Annotated in this window: 22 protein-coding genes; 10 read left to right on the top strand and 12 right to left on the bottom strand. The window is 68.5% G+C overall.

Annotated features, from left to right (window positions below; translation table 11 throughout):
• The first annotated feature begins 48 nt into the window (after positions 1-48).
• A complete protein-coding gene (locus ASF80_RS14930) occupies positions 49-1,353 on the top strand; it encodes a DUF4032 domain-containing protein (RefSeq protein WP_056312587.1) in 1,305 nt (434 codons plus the stop codon).
• 16 nt (positions 1,354-1,369) lie between these two features.
• Here ASF80_RS14930 and ASF80_RS14935 read toward each other — a convergent pair whose 3' ends face one another.
• The 6 genes from ASF80_RS14935 to ASF80_RS14960 all read right to left on the bottom strand — a co-directional run bounded on the left by ASF80_RS14935 (position 1,370) and on the right by ASF80_RS14960 (position 6,955).
• A complete protein-coding gene (locus tag ASF80_RS14935; protein WP_056312589.1) occupies positions 1,370-2,011 on the bottom strand; it encodes an NAD(P)-dependent oxidoreductase in 642 nt (213 codons plus the stop codon).
• Between the two features lie 11 nt (positions 2,012-2,022).
• Positions 2,023-3,030: a 23S rRNA (guanosine(2251)-2'-O)-methyltransferase RlmB gene (gene rlmB, locus ASF80_RS14940; protein ID WP_056312591.1), complete on the bottom strand. Its 1,008-nt coding sequence runs from the start codon at positions 3,028-3,030 to the stop codon at positions 2,023-2,025.
• On the bottom strand, positions 3,023-4,432 hold the full coding sequence (cysS, locus tag ASF80_RS14945) for a cysteine--tRNA ligase (protein ID WP_056312593.1): 1,410 nt from the start codon (positions 4,430-4,432) through the stop codon (positions 3,023-3,025). The genes rlmB and cysS overlap by 8 nt, the downstream gene beginning before the upstream one ends.
• A gap of 73 nt (positions 4,433-4,505) precedes the next feature.
• The gene (locus tag ASF80_RS14950; protein WP_056312595.1) at positions 4,506-5,096 is read right to left on the bottom strand and encodes a short chain dehydrogenase; all 591 of its coding nucleotides are present in this window, start codon (positions 5,094-5,096) and stop codon (positions 4,506-4,508) included.
• A gap of 91 nt (positions 5,097-5,187) precedes the next feature.
• Positions 5,188-6,399 (bottom strand): 2-C-methyl-D-erythritol 2,4-cyclodiphosphate synthase, encoded by a 1,212-nt coding sequence (ispF, locus tag ASF80_RS14955; RefSeq protein WP_414845962.1) that lies wholly within the window; start codon positions 6,397-6,399, stop codon positions 5,188-5,190.
• Positions 6,400-6,472: 73 nt separating this feature from the next.
• Positions 6,473-6,955 (bottom strand): CarD family transcriptional regulator, encoded by a 483-nt coding sequence (locus ASF80_RS14960; RefSeq protein ID WP_056312597.1) that lies wholly within the window; start codon positions 6,953-6,955, stop codon positions 6,473-6,475.
• 136 nt (positions 6,956-7,091) lie between these two features.
• On the opposite strand from ASF80_RS14960, the gene ASF80_RS14965 reads away from it, so the two are divergent.
• Positions 7,092-7,619: a hypothetical protein gene (locus tag ASF80_RS14965; protein WP_056312598.1), complete on the top strand. Its 528-nt coding sequence runs from the start codon at positions 7,092-7,094 to the stop codon at positions 7,617-7,619.
• 79 nt (positions 7,620-7,698) lie between these two features.
• On the opposite strand, the gene ASF80_RS14970 is transcribed toward ASF80_RS14965, so the two are convergent.
• Positions 7,699-8,382 (bottom strand): response regulator transcription factor, encoded by a 684-nt coding sequence (locus tag ASF80_RS14970; protein ID WP_056312600.1) that lies wholly within the window; start codon positions 8,380-8,382, stop codon positions 7,699-7,701.
• Positions 8,379-9,596 (bottom strand): sensor histidine kinase, encoded by a 1,218-nt coding sequence (locus ASF80_RS14975; RefSeq protein ID WP_056312602.1) that lies wholly within the window; start codon positions 9,594-9,596, stop codon positions 8,379-8,381. Before ASF80_RS14975 ends, ASF80_RS14970 begins: the two co-directional genes overlap by 4 nt.
• A 221-nt stretch (positions 9,597-9,817) precedes the next feature.
• On the opposite strand from ASF80_RS14975, the gene phoU reads away from it, so the two are divergent.
• Positions 9,818-10,516, top strand: coding sequence for a phosphate signaling complex protein PhoU (gene phoU, locus ASF80_RS14980; protein WP_056312604.1), 699 nt, complete (start codon positions 9,818-9,820; stop codon positions 10,514-10,516).
• Positions 10,517-10,579: 63 nt separating this feature from the next.
• Here phoU and ASF80_RS14985 read toward each other — a convergent pair whose 3' ends face one another.
• On the bottom strand, positions 10,580-11,329 hold the full coding sequence (locus ASF80_RS14985; protein WP_056312606.1) for a phosphoglyceromutase: 750 nt from the start codon (positions 11,327-11,329) through the stop codon (positions 10,580-10,582).
• Positions 11,330-11,389: 60 nt separating this feature from the next.
• Between ASF80_RS14985 and ASF80_RS14990 the strand changes: the two genes are divergently transcribed.
• Complete coding sequence (locus ASF80_RS14990) at positions 11,390-12,214, top strand: class I SAM-dependent methyltransferase (RefSeq protein WP_056312608.1); 825 nt, start codon at positions 11,390-11,392, stop codon at positions 12,212-12,214.
• A gap of 9 nt (positions 12,215-12,223) precedes the next feature.
• Here the strand turns inward: ASF80_RS14990 and ASF80_RS14995 are convergent, their stop codons facing one another.
• The 3 genes from ASF80_RS14995 to ASF80_RS15005 form a co-directional block, all read right to left on the bottom strand.
• A complete protein-coding gene (locus tag ASF80_RS14995) occupies positions 12,224-13,345 on the bottom strand; it encodes a YgfZ/GcvT domain-containing protein (protein WP_056312610.1) in 1,122 nt (373 codons plus the stop codon).
• Between the two features lies 1 nt (position 13,346).
• Positions 13,347-13,949 (bottom strand): FABP family protein, encoded by a 603-nt coding sequence (locus ASF80_RS15000; RefSeq protein ID WP_056312612.1) that lies wholly within the window; start codon positions 13,947-13,949, stop codon positions 13,347-13,349.
• A 165-nt stretch (positions 13,950-14,114) separates the two neighbouring features.
• A complete protein-coding gene (locus tag ASF80_RS15005) occupies positions 14,115-14,402 on the bottom strand; it encodes a hypothetical protein (RefSeq protein WP_056312614.1) in 288 nt (95 codons plus the stop codon).
• Between the two features lie 92 nt (positions 14,403-14,494).
• Between ASF80_RS15005 and ASF80_RS15010 the strand changes: the two genes are divergently transcribed.
• The 6 genes from ASF80_RS15010 (at position 14,495) to pstA (ending at position 21,850) form a co-directional block, all read left to right on the top strand.
• Positions 14,495-15,178, top strand: a complete 684-nt coding sequence (locus ASF80_RS15010) for a winged-helix domain-containing protein (protein WP_056312616.1) — start codon at positions 14,495-14,497, stop codon at positions 15,176-15,178.
• 54 nt (positions 15,179-15,232) lie between these two features.
• On the top strand, positions 15,233-17,398 hold the full coding sequence (locus tag ASF80_RS15015; RefSeq protein WP_056312618.1) for an RNA degradosome polyphosphate kinase: 2,166 nt from the start codon (positions 15,233-15,235) through the stop codon (positions 17,396-17,398).
• Positions 17,395-18,372, top strand: a complete 978-nt coding sequence (locus ASF80_RS15020) for an NUDIX hydrolase (RefSeq protein ID WP_056312621.1) — start codon at positions 17,395-17,397, stop codon at positions 18,370-18,372. The genes ASF80_RS15015 and ASF80_RS15020 overlap by 4 nt, the downstream gene beginning before the upstream one ends.
• Before the next feature lie 171 nt (positions 18,373-18,543).
• Positions 18,544-19,644, top strand: a complete 1,101-nt coding sequence (pstS, locus tag ASF80_RS15025) for a phosphate ABC transporter substrate-binding protein PstS (protein WP_056312622.1) — start codon at positions 18,544-18,546, stop codon at positions 19,642-19,644.
• Between the two features lie 126 nt (positions 19,645-19,770).
• Positions 19,771-20,739, top strand: a complete 969-nt coding sequence (pstC, locus tag ASF80_RS15030; RefSeq protein WP_056312624.1) for a phosphate ABC transporter permease subunit PstC — start codon at positions 19,771-19,773, stop codon at positions 20,737-20,739.
• Position 20,740: 1 nt separating this feature from the next.
• Entirely contained in the window at positions 20,741-21,850 is a 1,110-nt protein-coding gene (pstA, locus tag ASF80_RS15035) for a phosphate ABC transporter permease PstA (RefSeq protein WP_056312626.1), read from the top strand.
• Positions 21,851-21,856 lie beyond the last annotated feature (6 nt).

The raw sequence follows: 21,856 nt of genomic DNA on the forward strand, positions 1-21,856 counted from the left end.
CGGTCGCCCGCGCCGCTTCTGCTTTTCTCACCCACTGTCTGGAGAGCCATGCAGGATGCGCTGCGGATCACCGCGAGCTCGATCGACCCTGGGCTGCTCGCCCTCCCCTGGTCGACCACACTGGCCAAGTGGCCGTCCGAGCAGATCGTGTCGCTGCCGAAGGGCCTCTCCCGCCACCTCGTGCGGTTCGCCGATCTCTCCGGCCGCGTCGTCGCGGTCAAGGAGACGACCGACGAGATGGCGAAGCGCGAGTATGAGATGCTCGGCAACCTCGCACGCCTCGACATCCCGTGCGTCGACCGTGTCGCAGTGATCGCCGGGCGGACGGATGCCGCGGGCGAACCTCTTCCGGCCGCGCTCGTGACGTCGCACCTGCGGTTCTCGATGCCGTACCGGGCCCTGTTCACCCGGGTGCTGCGCCCCGACACCGCCACACGCCTCGTCGACGCCCTGGCCGTGCTGCTGGTGCGTCTGCACAACGTCGGCTTCTACTGGGGCGACGTCTCACTCTCGAACACCCTCTTCCGGCGCGACGCGGGCGCTTACGCGGCATACCTCGTCGATGCTGAGACGGGCGAGCTGCACGAGGAGGGTCTGACCGACGGCCAGCGCGCCTACGACCTCGACCTCGCCCGCACGAACATCGCCGGCGAGATCATGGACCTCGCCGCGGGCGGACGCCTCGAGCACGGCGTCGATGCGATCGCGATCGCCGACGGCATCGTCTCGTCCTACCGCTCGCTGTGGGCAGAGCTGACGGTGCAGGAGTCCTTCGCCTCGGCCGAGACCTGGCGCATCACCGAGCGCGTCGAGCGTCTCAACGCGCTCGGATTCGACATCGACGAGATGTCGATGTCGACCACAGCCGACGGCACGGTCGTCGAGATCCAGCCGAAGGTGGTGGATGCCGGGCACCACCAGCGGCGCCTCATCCGCCTGACCGGGCTCGATGTCGAGGAGAACCAGGCCCGACGCCTGCTCAACGACCTCGACGAGTTCCGCGCCCGATCCACCAAGCAGTGGGCAGACGAGGAGATGTACGCGCACGAATGGCTGACCCGGGTGTTCGAGCCCGTCGTGCGCGCGATCCCCTGGGAGCTGCGCGCCAAGCTCGAACCCGCCGAGGTGTTCCACCAGGTGCTCGAGCACCGCTGGTACCTGTCGCAGGCGCAGGGACGCTCCGTGCCGCTCGCCGAGGTTCTGACGAGCTACATCAACGAGGTGCTGCGGCACCGGCGCGACGAGGCGACCATCATGGGTCCGCCCACCGAGACCATGAGCCTGCCGGTGATCACGGGTGCGAACCCGATCACCGACGACGACGACGAGATCGACTGGCGAGACCTCGTCTGATCGTGTTCTGCGCGGTTCAGTACCCGACGGTGAAGCGCCCGCGACGGTGCGCACCGCGCTCGACCTCGTCGACCACAGCGATCGCGAAGTCGGCGCCCGAGATGAACGACTTGCCGTCCGCATCCCGCACGAGGACGTCGCCGCCGTCGCGGTAGTGCCCGGTGCGCTCCCCCTCGGCCCAGGGTCCGAAGACCTCTGCCGGGTGGATGAAGAACCAGTCGAGCGACTCGTCGGTCGACTCGAGCAGCGCGAGAGAGTCGATGCCGACCTGCGCCTCGTGCTTGTACTCCTCGGGGAAGTCGAGGTCGAAGAGCCGAGGGCCGCCGGGAGCCACCAGACTGCCGCCGGCACCACCGACCACGCCGATGCGGGTCTTCGAGCCGCTCAGCTTCTCGACGAGCCCCCGAAGGGCGTCGAGCACCGAGTTCTCCATGTCGCCACGGGGAGACAGCGCCGACACGACCGCATCCGCACCGTCGAAGACGTCGCCGAGGGTCGCGAGGTCGAGCACAGAACCCTGCACGTTCCGCGCGCCCTCGACCGGGTTCGACGGCTCGGAGCGCGACACCGAGACGACCTCGTGGCCACGGCTCACCGCCTCCGAGACGATGTGACGTCCGGCGTAGCCGGTTCCTCCGAGGACGACGATGCGAGCCATGAGCTTCTCCCCTACTTCTTCGCGTTGCGGATCGACGACACCTGGTACAGCGCGACGGACGTCGCGATGCCGGCGTTGAGCGACTCGGTCACTGCCGAGATCGGGATCGAGACGATCTGGTCGCAGGTCTCGGCGACGAGGCGCGAGAGCCCCTTGCCCTCGGATCCGGTGACGATCACGACGGGGCGGTCTGCCAGCTGCAGCTCGGGCAGCAGCACGTCGCCGTCGCCGTCGAGGCCGAGCACGAAGACGCCCTGCTTCTTGAACTCCTTGAGCTGCGTGGTGAGGTTGGTCGCCAGGGCGACCGGAACGCGGGCGGCGGCGCCGGCGCTGGTCTTCCATGCGGCCGAGTTCACACCGGCCGAGCGACGCTGCGGAAGGATGATCCCGTGGCCGCCGAAGGCTCCGGTCGAGCGGATGATCGCGCCGAGGTTGCGGGGATCGGTGATGCCGTCGAGGGCGACGAACAGCGGGACCTCGCCCTTGTCGATCACGGCCTCGAGCAGGTCCTGCGGGTGCGCGTACTCGTACGGGGGCACCTTGACGGCGACGCCCTGGTGCACGCCGTCGAAGCCGGCCATGCGGTCGAGCTCCTGACGCGTGACCTCGAGCACCGGGATGCCGCGGTTCGTGGCGATCGACAGCATCTCCTTGACGCGGTCGTCCATCTCGACGCGCTGCGCGATGTAGAACGCCGACGCGGGGATCTTCGCGCGCAGGGCCTCGAGCACCGAGTTGCGGCCGGTGACGACCTCGACCTCGGTGGTGTTGTCCTTCGAGCGGGCCGAGCGGTTCGGGTTGCCGCCGGAGGTCTGACGCTGCCCCGGCTTGCCCTTTCCACCCGATGCCGCGTAGCGCTCGGCCGCAGCCTTGCGCTTGCCGGCGGGGTGCCAGGCGCGATCCTCGGCCTTCGGGGTCGGTCCGCGACCCTCGAGCGACTTGCGCCCCATTCCGCCGGTGCCCTTCGTGGGGCCCTTCTTGTTTCCCTTGTTCGCGCCGGGGCGCTGTGGCTTAGCCATCGATACTCCAATGAGTTCCGGCCGGAGAGTCCTCCAGCGTGATTCCTGCGGCGGCGATCGCATCACGGATGCGATCGGCCGCCGCCCAGTCCTTGTCAGCGCGCGCCTGCGCGCGCTGGGTGATCATCGTCTGCACGAGCGTGTCGAGAGCGGATGCCGTGGCACCGCCACCCCCGTCGCTCCATTCGCGTGCGAGCGGGTTGATGCCGAGCACGGCCGTCATGTCGTGCACGTCGGAGACGTCCTGCCGAGCTTCGTCGAACTGCCCTGCATCCAGTTTCGCATTGCCGGAGCGGATGCTGTCGTGGATCGCGGCGAGCGCGCGCGGCACTCCGAGGTCGTCGTTCATCGCGTCCCAGAACGCCGTGGGCAGCCCTTCCTTGTGCTCCGCCCACCGGGCGGGAGCAAGCCGATCTCCCCGTTCCAGGAACGAGCGGATCCGCCCGAGCGCGGCCTCGGCCTCGGTCCACGACGACTCGGTGAGATCGAGGCTCGAGCGGTAGTGCGCGGCGGCGAGGGCGTAACGCACCACGAGCGGATCGCGCTCGGCGAGCACATCGCTCGCGAGCGTGAAGTTGCCGAGCGACTTCGACATCTTCTGTCCGCCGACGGTCACGAGGCCGTTGTGCACCCAGTAGCGTGCGAAGCCGTCGCCGGCAGCGGTCGACTGGGCGAGCTCGTTCTCGTGATGCGGGAAGCGCAGGTCGAGACCGCCGCCGTGGATGTCGAACTCCGCACCGAGGTACCGCTTCGACATCGCGGAGCACTCGATGTGCCAGCCGGGACGCCCCGCGCCCCAGGGCGACTGCCACACGGCATCCGCCTGCTCGTCGGCTTTCGCGCCCTTCCAGAGCGCGAAGTCCTGCGGGTTGCGCTTGCCACGGGGGTCGGCGTCCTCCGCCGCCTCCATGGCATCCACCGACTGGTTCGTGAGCGATCCGTACTCGGGCCACGAGCGGACGTCGAAGTAGACGTCGCCGGAGCCGTCAGGAGCCGGATACGCGTGACCGCGGTCGATCAGGGTGGTGATGATCTCCTGCATCTGCGGGATGGATGCGGTCGCTCGGGGCTCGTAGGTCGGCGGGAGGATGCCGACGCCGGCATACGCCGCCGTGAACTCCTGCTCCATCCGGTAGGCCAGCGCCCACCACGGCTCGACATCGGTCGCGTTCGCGAGCACCTTGTCGTCGATGTCCGTGACGTTGCGCACGAACGTGACCCGTCCGAAGCGATGCGTCAGCCAGCGACGGAGGAGGTCGAAGCTCAGCGCAGCGCGGACGTGCCCGATGTGGGGTCCGGACTGCACCGTGGGTCCGCACACGTACATCGTGATGTTCTCGGGATCGAGAGGCACGAAGTCGCGCAGCTGCTGTGCGCGGGTGTCGTAGAGGCGGAGAGTCACCGCACAAGCTTACCGGGCCGCCGATTCCGAAGACTGGGTGCGGTGTCGGGCCGGCGGATCGGTGCCTGCCGGGTCAGTCGACCGGGAAGACCTGCCCCGTCTGCACCCCGAGCACGCTCTTCGCGAACGCCTGTCCGACGCGATGCGACGACACGGGCACGAAGCCGGGGAACGACGAGTGGTACGACGGGGCGTCCTCGAGCACCGACGGGCTCACGGCGTTGATGCGGAGGCCGCGGGGCAGCTCGGTGGAGGCGGCGAGCACGAACGACTCGACGGCGCCGTTGACGAGCGACGCGGCGGCTCCGGTGGCGATGGGCTCGCGCGAGAGGATGCCGGACGTCAGCGTGATCGATCCGCCGTCGCGCACGTACGGCGTGCCGATGCGCACGACGTCGAGCTGCGAGAGCACCTTGCCGCGGAACGCCGACTCGTAGTCGGCGCGGCCGAGCTCGCCGAGCGGGCGGAACGGGACCTCCCCGACCGCGACGATCACAGCATCGACCTGTCCGACCGAGGCGAAGAGGCGCTCGATGGATGCCGAGTCGGTGACGTCGACCGACGGTTCGCTGCTGCGCGAGACCGAGACGACCTCGTGTCCCGCCAGCGCGTCTACGGCTGTGCGACCCACCTGTCCGGTGGCTCCGATGATCAGGACCTTCATGATGCCTCCTCCTCGTCGCGAGACGACCGCGCGACGCTCTCCGACAACGAACGCGGATGCCGCTGCATTCCCGCACTCGCGATGCACCGGCTCAGCGCGGATGCACCATCGCCACTGCGGTGACGGCGATCCCCTCACCGCGTCCGGGGAATCCGAGTCCGTCGGTGGTCGTCGCGGTGATCGACACGGGCGCACCGCCCAGTGCCGCGGACAACACCCGCTCGGCCTCCGCTCGGCGGGCGCTGAACCGAGGTCGATTGCCTTGGAACTGCGCAGAGACGTTTCCGATCGCGAAGCCCGCGTCCTCCAGCAGCTCCCTGGTGCGCGCGAGGAAGACCTCGGCATGCGCCCCGGCGTACTCGGGATGAGCGGTTCCGAAGTGCTCGCCGATGTCGCCGAGCCCCGCGGCTCCCAGCAGCGCATCCACGATCGCGTGCGCCACGGCGTCGCCGTCGGAGTGCCCGGAAAGCGCCGGCTCCCCCGGCCACTCGAGGCCCGCCAGCCACAGATCGCCGTCGCCGCCGAAGGCGTGCACGTCCGTCCCGAGCCCGACCCGAGGTCCACTCCACGGAACGGGGGCAGCGGCGTGAGCCTCTGCAGCGGTCTCGGCGACTGCGGCGAGCAGGTGCCGGGCCCGCTCGAGATCGGCTGCGGTGGTGATCTTGAATCCGCGTGCCGATCCGGGGATCTGACGGACGGGATGACCGGCGGCCGCGTAGAGGGCCGCATCGTCGGTGTACTCGACACCGGACGAGAGCGCGGCCTCGTATGCTGCTTCGAGCAGTGCACGAGGGAAGCCCTGCGGCGTCTGCGCCGCGGCGAGCTCCGAGCGATCGATCGGTCCGACGACCGCCTCGCCGTCCACGCGTTTCAGGGTGTCGACCACGGGAAGCGTCGGGAGGATCCCGATCTCACCGTCGACGGCCGCGGCGACCGCGTCGATCACCTCGGGAGGAGTCAGCGCGCGCGCCGCGTCGTGCACGAGCACGCGCGTGATGTCGCCCCACAGTGCATCGAGCCCGGCCGCCACCGATCGCTGGCGCGTGTCACTGCCGGTGACGACGCTGCCGAGATCGATCCGGTCGCCGGCCGCGGCACGCAGCTCCGTCTCGGCATCGCCCTCGAATCCCGCGGGTGCGACGACCACGACCTGCGCGGGTGCGGCTGCGAAGACGCCGTCGAGCGCGTGGCGGAGGATCGAATGGCTGTCGATGCCGACGAACGCCTTGGGCGCTCCGGCATCCAGTCGCGTGCCGGAGCCGGCGGCGACGACGATGATCGCGGTGTCAGGGACGGGAAGCATGCTCACCTGGTTCACGTTACCGGCGCGCACGAAAAAAGGCGGATGCCGAAGCATCCGCCCTGTCTCGATCCGCTCAGGACGCGAGAACCTCGTCGAGCAGTGCGCTCGCCTTGTCTTCGTCGGTCTTCTCTGCGAGAGCCAGCTCGGAGATGAGGATCTGACGAGCCTTCGCCAGCATCCGCTTCTCACCGGCCGACAGACCGCGGTCCTGATCACGACGCCACAGGTCGCGCACGACCTCGCTCACCTTGATCACATCACCGGAGGCGAGTTTCTCGAGGTTCGCCTTGTAACGGCGCGACCAGTTCGTGGGCTCTTCGGTGAACGGAGCGCGGAGCACCTCGAACACATGGTCGAGCCCCTCACGGCCGATCACATCGCGGACCCCGACAAGATCGACGTTCTCCGCCGGCACCTCGATGATGAGGTCTCCCTGCGTGACGTTGAGCTTCAGGTATTTCTTCGCCTCACCCTTGATGATGCGCTCCTTGACCTCGATGATGGTCGCAGCGCCATGGTGCGGATAGACGACAGTTTCGCCAACCTCAAAAAGCATAAAAACTTGTCCTTTCGGCAACCTCAAGGATACCACAGGGGACATGCGCTAAGGTTCGCGCCCCCACGTCCTCAGCAGCCCCCTCGCATGCGCATAGAATGGGATGCGGATATCCCGTCGGACCTCAGGAGGACCCGTGAAATCGCGCCTTGTTGCGTCTGCCGCCATCAGCGCCCTCGTTCTTCTCGGCGCGACGGGCTGCACGTTCATCTCGCCGCAGGCGACGAAGATCGAGTACTCGGCGTCGGACGGCGTCAACGTCTCCGACTCCGACGGACCGATCGACGTGCGCAACGCCTTCATCGTCGCGAACGAAGACGGCTCCGTGGGCAACTTCATCGGCGCGGTCGTCAACCCGACCACCGAGAAGGCCACGCTCACGATGACCGTCGCGGGCCTCGACCCGTTCACCGTCACGGTGCCCGCGGGCAAGACCGTCAGCTTCGGCGCCGATGAGGAGCCGCTGCGCATCGACGGCCTCGACACGATGCCCGGCGCCACGATCGAGATCCACTTCCAGTCCGGTGACGGCGCAGGCACCAAGACCGAGGTCCCCGTGCTCGACGGCTCTCTGCCGTACTACGCCGACCTCGTGCCCACCGCCGAGAAGGCAGCGCCGACGCCGGTCCCGACCGACACGGCGGCGCCCGCCCCGCAGGAGTGATCCGCACCACAGCGTGACGAAGAGGCCGGCACCCCGAGGGGCGCCGGCCTCTTCTGTCGTCCGACCTCCGTGTTCGGGCTCAGCCCTCGAAGCGGTAGCCCAGTCCGCGCACGGTGACGAGCATGACGGGCTCCCCCGGGTTCTCCTCGATGCGGGACCGGATGCGCTTGATGTGCACGTCGAGCGTCTTGGTGTCGCCGAAGTAGTCGCTGCCCCAGACGCGGTCGATGAGCTGCCCTCGGGTGAGCACACGACCCGAGTTGCGCATCAGCACCTCGAGGAGCTCGAATTCCTTCAGCGGCATGTTGATCTGCTGCCCGGCGACCGAGACGGTGTGCCGGTCGATGTCGAGCGAGACACGTCCGCCGTCGAGCACCCGCTCGTCGAGCTCGTTCTCTGCCTGCACCACGCGGCGCAGCACCGCCCGCATGCGGGCCAGCAGCTCACGCGACGAGTAGGGCTTGGTGACGTAGTCGTCGGCACCGAGCTCGAGCCCGACGACGATGTCCACCTCCGAGTCCTTGGCCGTGACCATGATGATCGGCACGGCTGAGGTGGAGCGGATCTGCCGGCACACCTCGGTGCCCGGCATCCCCGGCAGCATGAGGTCGAGCAGCACGACGTCGGCGCCGCGTTCGCGGAACGCCGTCAGAGCGCCCGGGCCGTCCTCGGCGATCTCCACCTCGTACCCCTCACGACGCAGCAGGTATGCGAGCGGGTCGGCGAGATCGGGCTCGTCTTCGACGAGAAGGATGCGGGTCATGCGTTCTCTCCGTTTCGGACGCGAACTGCGGCCTTCGCAGCCTTCCGCTCGCGCTTCTTCTTGTTCTTCTTGTCCGTGTCGATCCTCGGGGGAGCATCGATCCTCGGGAGCCTGATGGTGAAGGTCGATCCGCGTCCGGGGCGCGACCAGAGCCGCACCTCGCCGCCGTGCCTCTGCGTCGCGTGCTTGACGATCGAGAGTCCGAGGCCCGTGCCGCCCGTGCGACGCGATCGAGCCTCGTCCGCGCGGTAGAAGCGCTCGAAGATGCGCTCGCGGTCGCCCTCGGCGATTCCGATGCCCTGATCGGAGACGGCGATCTCGACCACGCCTTCGTCGGCCTTCACGCCGATGCCGACCCTGGAGCCCTTCGGCGAATATGCGATCGCGTTGGCGATGAGGTTGCCGAACGCCTCGATGAGGATCTGCGAGTCGCCGCGCACCCACACTCCCCTGTCGCCGCCGCGCGCGATCTCGACACCCGCCGAGTCCGCTTGCACGACGTGCGCCTCGAGAGCGGTTGCGAGCACCTCATCGATCGCGACCGGTCGCACGTCCGACAGCGCATCCTCGGCCTGCAGTCTCGACAGGCTCATGATGCGCCCGGTGAGCTGGCCCAGACGAGACGCCTCCGCCGAGATCCTGGTGGCGAAATGACGCACCTGAGCGGGGTCGTCCGCCGCCGACTCGATGGCCTCGGCGAGCAGTGTGACCGCACCGACCGGCGTCTTGAGCTCGTGGCTGGTGTTCGCCACGAAGTCGCGGCGCATCTGATCCAGGCGCTCCTGCTCCGTCACGTCGCGGATGATCAGCAGGGTCATCCGCGGACTGATCACGCTCGCGCGGGCCGATACCAGTCGGGGGTCGAGGCTGAGACCGCCGCGCGTCAGACGCATCGACTCCGCGGCCGAGCCGCCCTCGCTCCGACCGCCGCGCACCAGCTGACGCAGCTCAGGGTTCTCGAGCGGAGCCCCGACCTCGATGCCGAAGCGCGTCGCCGCCTTCGACACCGCGAGCACGAGCCCGGACGAATCGACCACGCAGGCCGCGTCGTCCATGCTGCCCAGCACCGCGGTGACTCCTTCGGGCACCGAGAGCGACGTCTCCTCGGCGACCCGTGCCCTCGCGCGATATGCCCATGCCACGAGAAGGGAGAGGCCGACGCCGATCACGAGGCCGACGGCCAACGCGAGCAGCGCGATCTGCGGCAAGGTCATATCCCCAGCGTAGAGTGCGTTCACCCGCGGATCGGCGGGTTCACCCGCCCTGGCGGCAAGGCGAGAAGTACTATTCACGTGCTGGGCACCGTTCGTTAACCTTCGGAGCAGACAATCGCTTTCGGGCCTGTGCGGGAGCGCTGAGCTCTCCTCTCGCGCGAACGGCCCGGCCGTCTCGCGTTGACACCACAGCCGAGACCCGAACGAAAGGTTGCGCCGACATGCGCGAAGTCTTCCATCAGTCCCTCGAGGACCTGCAGTCCCAGCTCGTGGAGATCGCCGACCTCGTCACGGTCTCCATCGACAAGGCCACTCGCTCCTTCGCGACCAGCGATGTCGAGCTCGCCGAAGAGGTCATCGCCGATGACGCCAAGATCGACGCGCTGGCCGTGGCCCTCGACGAGCAGGCCATCGAGATCCTCGCCCGTCAGCAGCCGGTCGCTCGAGACCTGCGCGTGGTCGTCACCGCGCTGCGCGTCAGCGCCTCGCTCGAGCGCATGGGCGACATGTCCGAGCACATCGCCCAGCTCGCGCGCCTGCGCTTCCCCGAGCGGGCGATCCCCAAGGGCCTCAAGGGCACCTTCACGAAGATGGGAGAGCTGGACGTCGAGATCTCGCGCACGCTCTCCGAGCTGCTGCGCACCCAGGACCTGCGCCTGGCCGACACCATCCGCAACACCGATGACGACATCGACGAGCTGCACGCCAGCGTCTTCGAGAAGGTGCTCAGCGACAACTGGAAGGGCGAGGCCACGGCGACCGTCGACGCCACGCTCGCCAGCCGCTACCACGAGCGCTTCGCCGACCACGCGGTGGCCGTCGCGAAGAAGGTCATCTACCTGGCGACCGGTGACTGGCGCATCGAAGAAGAGGACATCGCCCTCGCGATCGAGCAGCAGCAGGAGCTCGGCCACGCCTGAGGCGCACGGGACACACGAAAGGGGGCGGATGCTGACAGCATCCGCCCCCTTTCGTCTGCGGTGTTACTTCTTGCCCTGCGCGGCGACCGCTGCTGCACCGGCGGCGGCGGCCTCGGGGTCGAGGTAGCGGCCGGGGCCCGTCGGGACGTTGTTCTCGTCGAGCTCGTAGACCAGCGGGATGCCGGTGGGGATGTTCAGCTCGGCGATGTCGTCGTCGCTGATGCCCTCGAGGTGCTTCACGAGTCCACGCAGCGAGTTGCCGTGGGCAGTGACGAGGACGGTCTTGCCGGCCTCGAGGTCGGGGACGATCGCGTCGTTCCAGTACGGCAGCAGGCGGTCGATGACGAGCTTCAGCGACTCGGTGCGGGGCACCTCACCATCGATGTCGGCGTAGCGCACGTCGCCGACCTGGCTGAACTCGCTCTCGTCGTCGAGCAGGGGCGGCGGCACGTCGAACGAGCGACGCCACAGCTGGAACTGCTCGGGGCCGAACTCCTCGAGGGTCTGCGCCTTGTCCTTGCCCTGCAGGGCGCCGTAGTGGCGCTCGTTCAGACGCCACGAGCGCGTCACCGGGATCCACAGACGATCTGCGGCGTCGAGGGCGATATTTGCGGTCTGGATGGCGCGGCTCAGCAGCGAGGTGTGCAGCACGTCGGGCAGGATGCCGGCCTCGGCCAGCAGCTCGCCGCCTCGGCGAGCCTCGTTCTCACCCTGCTCGTTCAGGCGGACGTCCACCCAGCCGGTGAAGAGGTTCAGTTCGTTCCACTCGCTCCGGCCGTGACGGAGCAGGATCAGGGTGCGGTTCGCAGTCATGAGCCCAGTTTATCGGCGGAGGTCCACGCGTCCACGCCCCGGCCCTGCGAGGATTGACGCATGGCGTCATCTCCTCTCGGTCGGCCGACCCGCGGCACCACCGGGACGAACAGGCTGCGACGCAATGATCGATGGATCGCGGCGAGCCCGGCCTTCCGACGCGCCGCCGATCCTCTGGTCATCGACCTCGGCTATGGAGCGAGCGGGGTGACCGCGTTCGAGCTCGCGACCCGCCTGCAGCGCGTGCGGGCGGATGCCGAGGTGCGTGGCCTCGAGATCGACCCGGCCAGGGTCGCGACGGCGACTCGGCAGCTGGTCGAGGTGCAGGCGGGGAGCACCCCCTTCTCCCCCGATCTGAGGGTGTCCTTCGCTCGAGGAGGGTTCGAGGTGCCGCTGCCCGCCGGACGTCGCCCCGCGGTGATCCGCGCGATGAACGTGCTCCGCCAGTACGACGAGGCCGACGTCGCGGCGGCCTGGCGGACGATGGCCACGCGCCTCGACCCCGACGGTCTGCTCGTCGAGGGCACCTGCGACGAGATCGGACGGGTGTCGAGTTGGATCGACGTCGAGCCCTCCGGCGCACCGCGGCGGTTCACGATCTCGCTGCGGCTGGCCGATCTCGAGCATCCGAGCATCGTCGCCGAGCGACTGCCGAAGGCGCTGATCCATCGGAACGTGCCGGGCGAACGGGTGCACGCGCTGCTCGTCGACCTCGACCGCGAATGGGACAGAGCTGCACCCCTGTCGACGTTCGGGGCGACCCAACGGTTCCTCGCCGCCGTCGTAGCGCTTCGTGAGCAGGGCTGGCCGGTGCTCGGCGGCAGGAGCCGATGGCGACTGGGCGAGCTCACCCTGCCGTGGGATGCGGTCGCTCCCCTCCCCTGATCGACGCGTTCAGCTCGCCTGGCGGGGATCCGGTGCGCTCGGGCGTCGTGACAGGCGCGTGAGGCGAGGGATGTCGGCCGTGGCACCGGCATCCGCAGGCACGATGACCTGCTGGGTCGCGGCGATGTCCGCACCCTCTGCACGGACGACGAGATCGCCGACCGGCGTGCGGCGGGACAGGATCGCGAGCGCGATGGGCCCGTCCTCGTGGTGGCGGGCGACCGACGTGATGTGACCGACCTCGTCATCACCGGCGAGCACCGCATCACCGACGGCGGGAAGCACGGCCTCACTGCCGTCGAGGTGGAGTGCGGCGAGGCGACGCGGCGGGTGTCCGAGGTTGTGGACCTTCGCGACCGTCTCCTGCCCGCGGTAGCAGCCCTTGTTCAGGTGCACGGCGGTGCGGATCCAGTCGGATTCATGCGGCAGTGAGCGCTCGTCGACCTCGGCCGACCACCGCGGCCTCCAGGCGGCGACACGCAGCGCCTCTGCGGCGAGCAGGCCGGCGACCTCGTCGGCCGCGAGCGTCGCGGCGAGCGCGTCTGCGGCCTCGTTCGTCGCGATCGCCACACGCCAGTCGAGCTCGGCACCGGGGTGCTCTGCCGTCTCGGCGTACTGGTGACCGCCCGCGCTCACGCGCTGCCACGGGTCGACCCAGACGAGTGGAGCGCCGGAGGGAGCGGAGGCCGCGGCGAGTGCGCGATCAGCTGCCGTGCCACCGTCGACGAAGCCGAGGAGCACGAGGTCGGGGCGCACGTCGACCGTCGCCTGGGTGCGGAACTTCATGCGGGTCAACCATGTCGCGAGCGCCTCGGCGTCGCCGGCATCCGCGATCAGCCACGTGGACGCCCCGTCGTCCACGACGCCGGCCGCGTGCTCGACGCGCCCCTGCGGGTCGAGCACGAGCAGCTCGGTGCTCTCGCCGGGAGCGAGCCGCCCCACGGACTGCGAAGTGATGGAATCGAGCCAGCCCAGCCGTTCGGGACCTGCGACCTCGATGACCGTCCGGTCGTCGAGCGGCACGATCGCCCCGCCAGCGGCGAGGCGGCGCTGCTCGCGGAACGCGTCGCCGAAGTGGGCGATGCCGTCGCCAGCGAGCACAGCGCCGGGGATGTCGCTGAAACCGGTCATGTCAGACCTTGGCCAATCGCGCAGACGCGTGCGCCCGCATGGGAGTGCCGAGGGCCGCGATGTCCCAGGCCCACAGCAGGTGGTTGTCGACGAGTCCGTACATGCGCGTCGCCGCGCCGTACTCTTTGGCTCCCGCACCGCGGACGATCGCGTCGGAGGCGATGTCGATGCGCGGACCGCTGATCTCGCCCAGGTAGAGCTCGAGCGTCCCGTCGGCGTGGGCGATCGAGACCTCGATCGGGAATCCGCCCGATGCCGCACGCACTTCCTCGACGTCGTCGACTCCGCGCGTCACCGGCTCGGTGAGCGGCGGCAGCAGACCGGGGCCGGGATCGGCGTCGGTCGCCGGACGGCTGAGACGCCAGAAACCGATCTCCGCCACGAGCGGGATCGAGACGGCCTGATCGTCGCCGGTGAACGTCGCGGTGGCCGAATAGTTCAGGTACGGGCCACCGGCGTGGCTGAAGCTCACTCGATGCGTGAACTCACCCTGGAGGCGTTCGTCGCCGACCGGATAGTCGATGACGCCTGTGCCCTCCCAGACTCCGACGAGCCATGAGAGCGGCGCGAGGTCGGCGGGAAGATCAGTGGGCAGCTCGAGCACGGTGCGCTCAGCGCTGGCCGCGGAAGAGGTTGCGCAGCACGACGACCGAGACGAACACGATCGCGAGACTCGCAAGGCCCAGAAGGCCGATGAAGAAGAGTTCGAGCGCCAGGAGGTCCATACCCCCACATTACCCTCCCTGCACGCGGGTGTCGCGTCGTGAGATCAGGTGACGAGGGCCGCCAGGCCGAATCCGACCGAGATCACGCCCATCAGCAGCAGTGCGCCGATCGTGCTTCCGCTCACCCGGAAGATGAATCCCTGGGTTCGTCCGTACCAGAGCTGCACGGCGAAGGAGAGCAGCACGATCCCCCCGAAGGCCACGAGCAGCCAGGGCACGCGCCATTCCTCCGGCACGAAGATCCCCACCGCGATGGAGGCGACGAAGGCGACCGCCCAGACGACGAGCACACCGACGAAAGCGTTACGCGGTGCGAGGGCAGGTTCCGACATGACTCCATTGTGACCCACCGACGACGATTGTCACCCATCAGCGCCCGGTATCATTGCGGCACGGCGTACCCCGCCGTCCGGAAGGAGTGCGTGTGGCCCAGGTCCTGGTGTTGACCAATGCTCCGGTCTCGGAGCAGGTCCTGCCCGCGCTCGAGCTTCTCAGCCATCGTGTGCGTCAGATACCGGCCGAGCCCGCCCAACTCGTGAGCGCCCCCGACTACGACATCGTGATCGTCGACGGTCGTCTCGACCTCGTCGGAGCGAAGTCGCTGTGCCGCCTGCTGCGCGCCACAGGACAGGATGCTCCGCTCCTCCTCGTCGTCACGGAGGGCGGCATGAGCGCGCTCTCCGGCGAGTGGGGGATCGACGACGTTCTTCTCTCCACCGCGGGTCCGGCCGAGACCGACGCCCGTGTGCGCCTCGCGCTCGCCCGCCGTGACGAGGTCGCGGAGCCCTCGCGCGTGCAGGCATCCGGCGTCACGATCGACGAGCAGTCATACTCGGCGAAGCTGCGCGGTCGTCCGCTGGATCTCACGTACAAGGAGTTCCAGCTGCTGCACTTCCTCGCCACCCATCCCTCCCGGGTGTTCACCCGTGAGCAGCTGCTCAGCGAGGTGTGGGGCTACGACTACTTCGGCGGCACCCGCACGGTCGACGTGCACGTCAGGCGCCTGCGCGCGAAGCTCGGCGACCAGGAGCAGATCATCGGCACGGTGCGCAACGTCGGCTACCGATTCAACGTGTACGACGACGAGACGGTCCCGGCGACGCGGTGACGGATGCGACGCCCGTTCACGCGCGCGTCACCTCACGGTGCTTAGATGTACCCCATGATCGATCCCGCTCTCGCCGACGCTGGTCTCGGTGACGCTGAAGATGACGACTTCGATGCCATCGAGGCCCCGGATGCGCTCCTCCCCGACCACCGCTACCTCGATCGCGAGCTGAGCTGGCTCGCGTTCAACCAGCGCGTGCTCGAGCTCGCGGAGGATCCGTCGCTGCCGGAGCTCGAACGGGCGAACTTCCTCGCGATCTTCGCCAGCAACCTCGACGAGTTCTTCATGGTGCGCGTCGCCGGTCTCAAGCGCCGCATCGTGACGGGCCTCGCGGTTCCCACGAACATCGGGCGCTCCCCCGCCGATGCCCTCGCCGACATCGCTCGCGAGGCGCACGCGCTGCAGCTGCGTCACGCCGATGCCTGGAAGTCGCTCGTGCGTCCGGCGCTGGCCGAATCCGGCATCGAGATCACCGAGTGGTCGGCACTCACCGATGAGGAGCGCGGCAAGCTCTCCGAGTACTTCGGCGCCCAGGTGTTCCCCGTGCTGATGCCGCTCGCCGTCGATCCCGCGCATCCGTTCCCCTACATCTCGGGCCTCTCACTCAACCTGGCGATCCGCATCCGCAACGCGCGCACCGGCCGCCAGGAGTTCGCGCGCCTGAAGGTGCCGCCCATGCTGCCGCGGTTCGTCGAGGTTCCCGGATCCGGCGAGATCAAGCGCTTCCTCACCCTCGAGGAGCTCATCGCGAACCACCTCGGAGACCTGTTCCCCGGCATGGAGGTGCTCGACCACCACGCGTTCCGCCTCACCCGCAACGAAGACGTGGAGATCGAGGAGGACGAGAGCGAGAACCTCATCCAGGCGCTCGAGGCCGAGCTGCTGCGACGCCGGTTCGGCCCGCCGATCCGCCTCGAGATCACCGACGACATGGACGAGGTCACGATGGACCTCCTCGTGCGGGAGCTCGAGATCACGGACCAGGAGATCTATCGTCTGCCCGGGCCGCTCGACCTGCGAGGCCTGTTCGACCTGTCGCGCATCGATCGCCCCGACCTGCGCTACCCGCCGCATCTGCCGACCACCGCGGTCGCCTTCCAGCCCACCGGCAGCAACACCCGCGCCGACATCTTCAAGGCGATCCGCAAGTCGGACGTGCTCGTGCACCACCCGTACGAGTCGTTCACCACGAGCGTCGTGTCGTTCCTCGAGCAGGCCGCCCGCGACCCGCACGTGCTCGCCATCAAGCAGACGCTCTACCGCACCTCGGGTGACAGCCCGATCGTCGAGGCGCTCATCAATGCCGCCGAGGCGGGCAAGCAGGTGCTGGCGCTGGTCGAGGTCAAGGCACGCTTCGACGAGGCCAACAACATCGTCTGGGCGCGCAAGCTCGAGAAGGCCGGCGTGCACGTGGTCTACGGCCTCGTCGGGTTGAAGACGCACTGCAAGCTCGCACTCGTGATCCGCGAGGAGGACGGCGTGCTGCGCCACTACTCGCACATCGGCACCGGGAACTACAACCCCAAGACCAGCCGCATCTACGAGGACTTCGGGCTGTTCACGACCGACGCGCAGGTCGGCAAGGACCTCACCCGCCTGTTCAACGAGCTCAGCGGATACGCGATCGAGAAGAAGTTCAAGCGCCTCCTCGTCGCTCCGCTGCACCTGCGCAAGGGTCTGGTGCGTCAGATCGACCACGAGCGGCGCAACGCCGAGGACGGCAAGCCCGCGAGCATCCGCATCAAGGTCAACTCGATGGTCGACGAAGAGGTCATCGACGCGCTGTACCGCGCGAGCGCGGCCGGCGTGAAGGTCGACGTGTGGGTGCGAGGCATCTGCAGTCTGCGCACCGACCTCGAGGGGATCAGCGACAACATCACCGTCCGCAGCATCCTCGGCCGGTATCTCGAGCACTCCCGCATCTTCGCGTTCCACAACGACGGAGACGCGCAGGTGTACATCGGCAGCGCCGACATGATGCACCGCAACCTCGACCGCCGCGTCGAGGCGCTCGTGCGCGTGACCGATCCCGGGCACATGAAGGACCTGCTCGACTTCTTCGATCTCGCGATGGACCCGGGGACCACCTCGTGGCACCTGGGCACGGACGGCGTCTGGACCCGGCATTCCGAGGATGCCGACGGCAAACCGCTCGTCGATCTGCAGGACAAGACCATGGGGTTGATCCAGCGGCGACGTCGAGCACGGGCGGTCCGATGAGCTCGCAGTCGAGCGCCCAGGCGACGCGTTCGAAGTGGACGGACAAGGCCGTGTACGCGGCCGGTGCGGTCGTCTGGCGACTCATCGACGGCAAGCTGCGGATCCTGCTGATCCACCGCACGAAGTACAAGGACATCACCCTTCCCAAGGGCAAGGTGGACCCCGGCGAGATGCTCGCCGAGACCGCCGTGCGCGAGGTGCACGAGGAGACCGGCATCCGCGTCTCGCTCGGTGTGCCGGTCGGCGTGAGCCGCTACCACCTGCCCTCGAGCAAGCAGAAGGTCGTGCACTACTGGGCGGCCGAGGCCACCGCCGACGCGATCCGCGCCTCGACCTTCGTGCCGAACCGCGAGATCGCCGCACTCGAATGGGTGAGCGTGAAGAAGGCGCGCGCCCGTCTGAGCTACCCCGTCGACCTCGAGATCCTCGACTTCTTCGCGAAGCTCGTCGATGACGGCGTACTGCGCACGTTCCCGATCATCGCGCTGCGTCACGCCAAGGCGCTCTCACGGTCGGACTGGGACGGTGCGGATGCCGCGCGTCCGCTGACCGACCGCGGGCGGCAGCAGGCCGCGTCGATCGTCGCCCCGCTGCAGGCCTTCGGTGTGCGCAGGATCATCACGAGCGACGCCGTGCGCTGCGTGCAGACGGTCAGGCCGCTCGCGAAGGCGCTCGATCGAAAGACCGTCAAGACGGCGAAGATCAGCCAGGATGCGTGGGAGGACGGCGAGGACGACCTGCGCTCGGTGATCGGCCGCCGCGTGCGCGCGGGCAAGCCCGCCGTGCTGTGCAGTCACGGTCCGGTGCTTCCCGGCATCCTCTCCGAGATCGCGCTCGCGACGGGCACCATCCGTGGCTCGTACGTGAGCAGCGCGGCAGACCTCGAGCCCGCCGCCTTCTCGGTCGTGCACCTGTCGGCATCCAACCCGGGTTCCGGGATCATCGCGATCGAGACGCACATCCCCAAGATCTGACCGCTCGTCGAGCGGCCTCGGGACACGAGTGCGCGCCTGGGGTGCACCCCAGAGAGACGCGCGCCGTTCACCTTCCGTTCACCTGCGCGGGAGAGTCTCGTTAACCGCCGCACATAGCGTCACTGTGTGCCCTGCACCGGGCCCCACCCATCCAAGATCGAAGGATCCACAGTGAAGATCTCCCGAATCGCACGAATCGGCGCCATCGGCGCCGTCGCCGCTCTCGCACTCGCCGGCTGTGCCGCGAACGAAGGCGGCACGGGCTCCACCGACGCGCCGAGCGAGTCCACCCTCTCCGGCACCATCGAGGCCACCGGAGCCTCCTCGCAGGAGGCCGCGCAGCAGTCCTGGGTCGCCGCGTTCCAGACCGCCAACCCCGACACCACGGTGAACTACACCGCGACGGGTTCGGGCACCGGCCGCGAGAACTTCATCGCCGGCTCCTCCAACTTCATCGGATCCGACCGTGCGTTCAACGCCGACGAGATCGCGGCGGGCGGCTTCGGCTCCTGCACCTCCGACGAGATCGTCGAGATCCCTGTCTACATCTCGCCCGTCGCCGTCGCGTTCAACCTCGAGGGCATCGACACGCTGAACCTCGACGGCGAGACCATCGCCAAGATCTTCTCCGGCGCCATCACCAACTGGAACGACGCCGCCATCGCGTCGCAGAACGAGGGCGTCGAGCTCCCGGACCAGGCGATCGTCCCCGTGCACCGCGCAGACGCCTCCGGCACGCAGGAGACCTTCACCAAGTACCTCAGCGCCGTCGCCCCCGACGTCTGGACCTACGAGGCCAGCGACGAGTGGCCGCTGTCGACCGGTGAGGCCGGAGACGGCACCTCGGGCGTCGTCGACGCGATCACCAACGGTGTCGGCTACATCGGCTTCGCCGACGCGTCGCGCACAGCGGACCTCGGTCAGGTCGCCGTCGAGGTCGAGGGCGAGTACGTCGCGTACTCCGCCGAGGCCGCCGCGGCGCTCGTCGAGGCCTCGCCGCTCGAGGAGGGTCGCCCCGACCACGACCTCGCGTTCGCCGTCGACCCGGCCGCAGCACCCGCCGGCTCGTACCCGATCGCGCTCGTCTCATACCTCATCGGCTGCGTCGACTACGACGACGCCGAGACCGCAGGCCTCGTGAAGGCGTACTTCGAGTACGTCGCATCGGCCGAGGGCCAGGATGCCGCCGCCGAGGCCGCGGGCAGCGCGCCGATCTCGGACAGCCTGCGCGACCAGATCAACACGGCGATCGACGCGATCGTCACGGAGTGACCGACGGCTCAGCCCACAGCTGAGCCCCGGTCCGACGCCCCCGGGTGTCGGTCGTAGGACAAGACCGACACCCGGGGGCACCCGCATGAAAACCCCGAAAGTCCCTCAGAGCCTGGAGTCGCTCCGATGACCACAACCTCAACGGGTCCCGATACCACCCGTTCCACCGGGACGCGCCCGCAGCTGCGCCGACGGGGTGACCTCGTCTTCTCGGGCACCGCGCTGGCAGCGGGAATCATCATCCTCGTCACGCTCGCAGCGGTCGCCGTCTTCCTCATCGTGCAGGCGATCCCGGCTCTGTCGGCAGACACCTCGAACAACCACATCCTCGAAGGACAATCGTTCCTCTCGTGGGTCTGGCCCTTCGTCTTCGGAACACTGTGGTCGAGCCTCATCGCTCTCGTCATCGCCGCACCGGTCGCGATCGGGATCGCGCTCTTCATCTCGCACTACGCCCCGCGCCGCCTCGCCGGATTCCTCGGTTACATCATCGACCTGTTGGCCGCCGTGCCGTCGGTCGTCTTCGGCCTCTGGGGCGCCCTCACCTTCGCGCCGATGCTCGTGCCCTTCTACAAGTGGCTCAACACGAACCTCGGCTGGATCCCGATCTTCAGCGGAACGCCCTCGGGCACCGGAAAGACGATCCTCACGGCATCCCTCGTCCTCGCGGTGATGATCCTCCCGATCATGACCGCGATCTGCCGCGAGGTGTTCCTGCAGACCCCGAAGCTGCACGAGGAGGCCGCGCTCGCGCTCGGCGCCACGCGCTGGGAGATGGTGCGGATGGCCGTGCTCCCCTTCGCACGCAGCGGAATGGTCTCGGGCGCCATGCTCGGCCTCGGCCGCGCGCTCGGCGAGACCATGGCCGTGACACTCGTGCTCTCGCCTCTCGGCATCATCACGTTCAACCTGATCAACCCGGAGAACCCCACGACGATCCCCGCGATCATCGCGCTGCGGTTCCCCGAGGCCCACGACGAGGGCGTCAACACGCTCATCGCGGCGGGTCTGATCCTCTTCATCGTCACCTTCGCGGTCAACTTCGTGGCCCGCTGGATCGTCTCGCGCCGCGCCGAGTTCTCGGGAGCCAACTGACATGACCGCCACACTCACGCCCTCCCCCTCACCTTCGTCCGTCGTCGCCCCCGTGCACACCACCTCGGCGGGCCACCTGCCCAAGTGGGCACCGTGGGCGCTGCTGCTGGTCGCATTCGTCATCTCTGCGACGATCTTCGCGTTCATGAACGCCGGCGGCGACCCGGCCGACTTCAACATCGCGCTCACGCTCGTGGTCGGCCTCGTGTTCTACATGGTGCTCATCTTCGTGATCTCCACCGTGGTCGAGAGCCGCCGCCACGCGATCGACCGGCTCATGACCGCGCTCGTGTCCGGCGCCTTCGTGGTCGCGCTCCTCCCCCTCATCTCGCTGCTCTACACCGTGGTCGTCAACGGCCTCATGCGGTTCGACGGCGAGTTCTTCAGCTTCTCGATGCGCAACATCGTGGGCGAGGGCGGCGGCGCCGTCCATGCGATCTGGGGCACGCTCCTGATCACCCTCGGCGCGACGATCATCTCGGTGCCGATCGGCCTGATGACCTCGATCTACCTGGTCGAGTACGGCGAGGGTCGCAGGCTCGCCCGCGGCATCACGTTCCTCGTCGACGTCATGACCGGCATCCCGTCGATCGTCGCCGGTCTGTTCATCTACTCGGTGTTCGCGCTGATCGTCGGTCCCGGAACCCGGATGGGCATCATGGGCTCCCTGGCGCTCTCGGTGCTGATGATCCCGGTCGTCGTGCGCGGATCCGAGGAGCTGCTGCGCATCGTCCCGAATGAGCTCCGGGAGGCGGCCTACGCACTCGGCGTGCCGAAGTGGCTGACGATCATCAAGGTCGTGCTCCCGACCGCCATCGCCGGCATCCTGACCAGCATCATGCTCGCCATCTCCCGCGTGATCGGCGAGACCGCGCCGCTGCTGCTCACCGTCGGAGTCGTTCAGGGCATGAACCTGAACATGTTCGGCGGGCAGATGGCGACGCTACCCGTGTTCTCGTACATGCAGGCGAAATACCCCGGCATCCCCGTCGATGCCTACCTCGATCGGGCATGGGCCGCCGCCCTCACCCTGATCGTGATCGTGATGGTGCTGAACCTGGTGGCACGCATCATCGCCAAGGTGTTCGCCCCCAAGATCAACGGCCGCTGAGCCGTC

Source organism: Microbacterium sp. Leaf159, from assembly GCF_001423615.1.
In the GTDB taxonomy this organism is placed as follows: Bacteria; Actinomycetota; Actinomycetes; order Actinomycetales; family Microbacteriaceae; genus Microbacterium.

Excerpts from the sequence above, each read along its gene's own strand:
- ASF80_RS14990 (WP_056312608.1), top strand. The coding sequence starts at position 11,390 with ATGGCGTCATCTCCTCTCGGTCGGCCGACCCGCGGCACCACCGGGACG.
- pstA (WP_056312626.1), top strand. The coding sequence starts at position 20,741 with ATGACCGCCACACTCACGCCCTCCCCCTCACCTTCGTCCGTCGTCGCC.
- ASF80_RS14985 (WP_056312606.1), bottom strand. The coding sequence starts at position 11,329 with ATGACTGCGAACCGCACCCTGATCCTGCTCCGTCACGGCCGGAGCGAG.
- ASF80_RS14930 (WP_056312587.1), top strand. The coding sequence starts at position 49 with ATGCAGGATGCGCTGCGGATCACCGCGAGCTCGATCGACCCTGGGCTG.
- ispF (WP_414845962.1), bottom strand. The coding sequence starts at position 6,399 with ATGCTTCCCGTCCCTGACACCGCGATCATCGTCGTCGCCGCCGGCTCC.
- ASF80_RS14935 (WP_056312589.1), bottom strand. The coding sequence starts at position 2,011 with ATGGCTCGCATCGTCGTCCTCGGAGGAACCGGCTACGCCGGACGTCAC.
- ASF80_RS14970 (WP_056312600.1), bottom strand. The coding sequence starts at position 8,382 with ATGACCCGCATCCTTCTCGTCGAAGACGAGCCCGATCTCGCCGACCCG.
- pstC (WP_056312624.1), top strand. The coding sequence starts at position 19,771 with ATGACCACAACCTCAACGGGTCCCGATACCACCCGTTCCACCGGGACG.
- ASF80_RS15020 (WP_056312621.1), top strand. The coding sequence starts at position 17,395 with ATGAGCTCGCAGTCGAGCGCCCAGGCGACGCGTTCGAAGTGGACGGAC.
- ASF80_RS14995 (WP_056312610.1), bottom strand. The coding sequence starts at position 13,345 with ATGACCGGTTTCAGCGACATCCCCGGCGCTGTGCTCGCTGGCGACGGC.
- phoU (WP_056312604.1), top strand. The coding sequence starts at position 9,818 with ATGCGCGAAGTCTTCCATCAGTCCCTCGAGGACCTGCAGTCCCAGCTC.
- ASF80_RS15005 (WP_056312614.1), bottom strand. The coding sequence starts at position 14,402 with ATGTCGGAACCTGCCCTCGCACCGCGTAACGCTTTCGTCGGTGTGCTC.
- ASF80_RS15015 (WP_056312618.1), top strand. The coding sequence starts at position 15,233 with ATGATCGATCCCGCTCTCGCCGACGCTGGTCTCGGTGACGCTGAAGAT.
- ASF80_RS14960 (WP_056312597.1), bottom strand. The coding sequence starts at position 6,955 with ATGCTTTTTGAGGTTGGCGAAACTGTCGTCTATCCGCACCATGGCGCT.
- rlmB (WP_056312591.1), bottom strand. The coding sequence starts at position 3,030 with ATGGCTAAGCCACAGCGCCCCGGCGCGAACAAGGGAAACAAGAAGGGC.
- ASF80_RS14975 (WP_056312602.1), bottom strand. The coding sequence starts at position 9,596 with ATGACCTTGCCGCAGATCGCGCTGCTCGCGTTGGCCGTCGGCCTCGTG.
- ASF80_RS14950 (WP_056312595.1), bottom strand. The coding sequence starts at position 5,096 with ATGAAGGTCCTGATCATCGGAGCCACCGGACAGGTGGGTCGCACAGCC.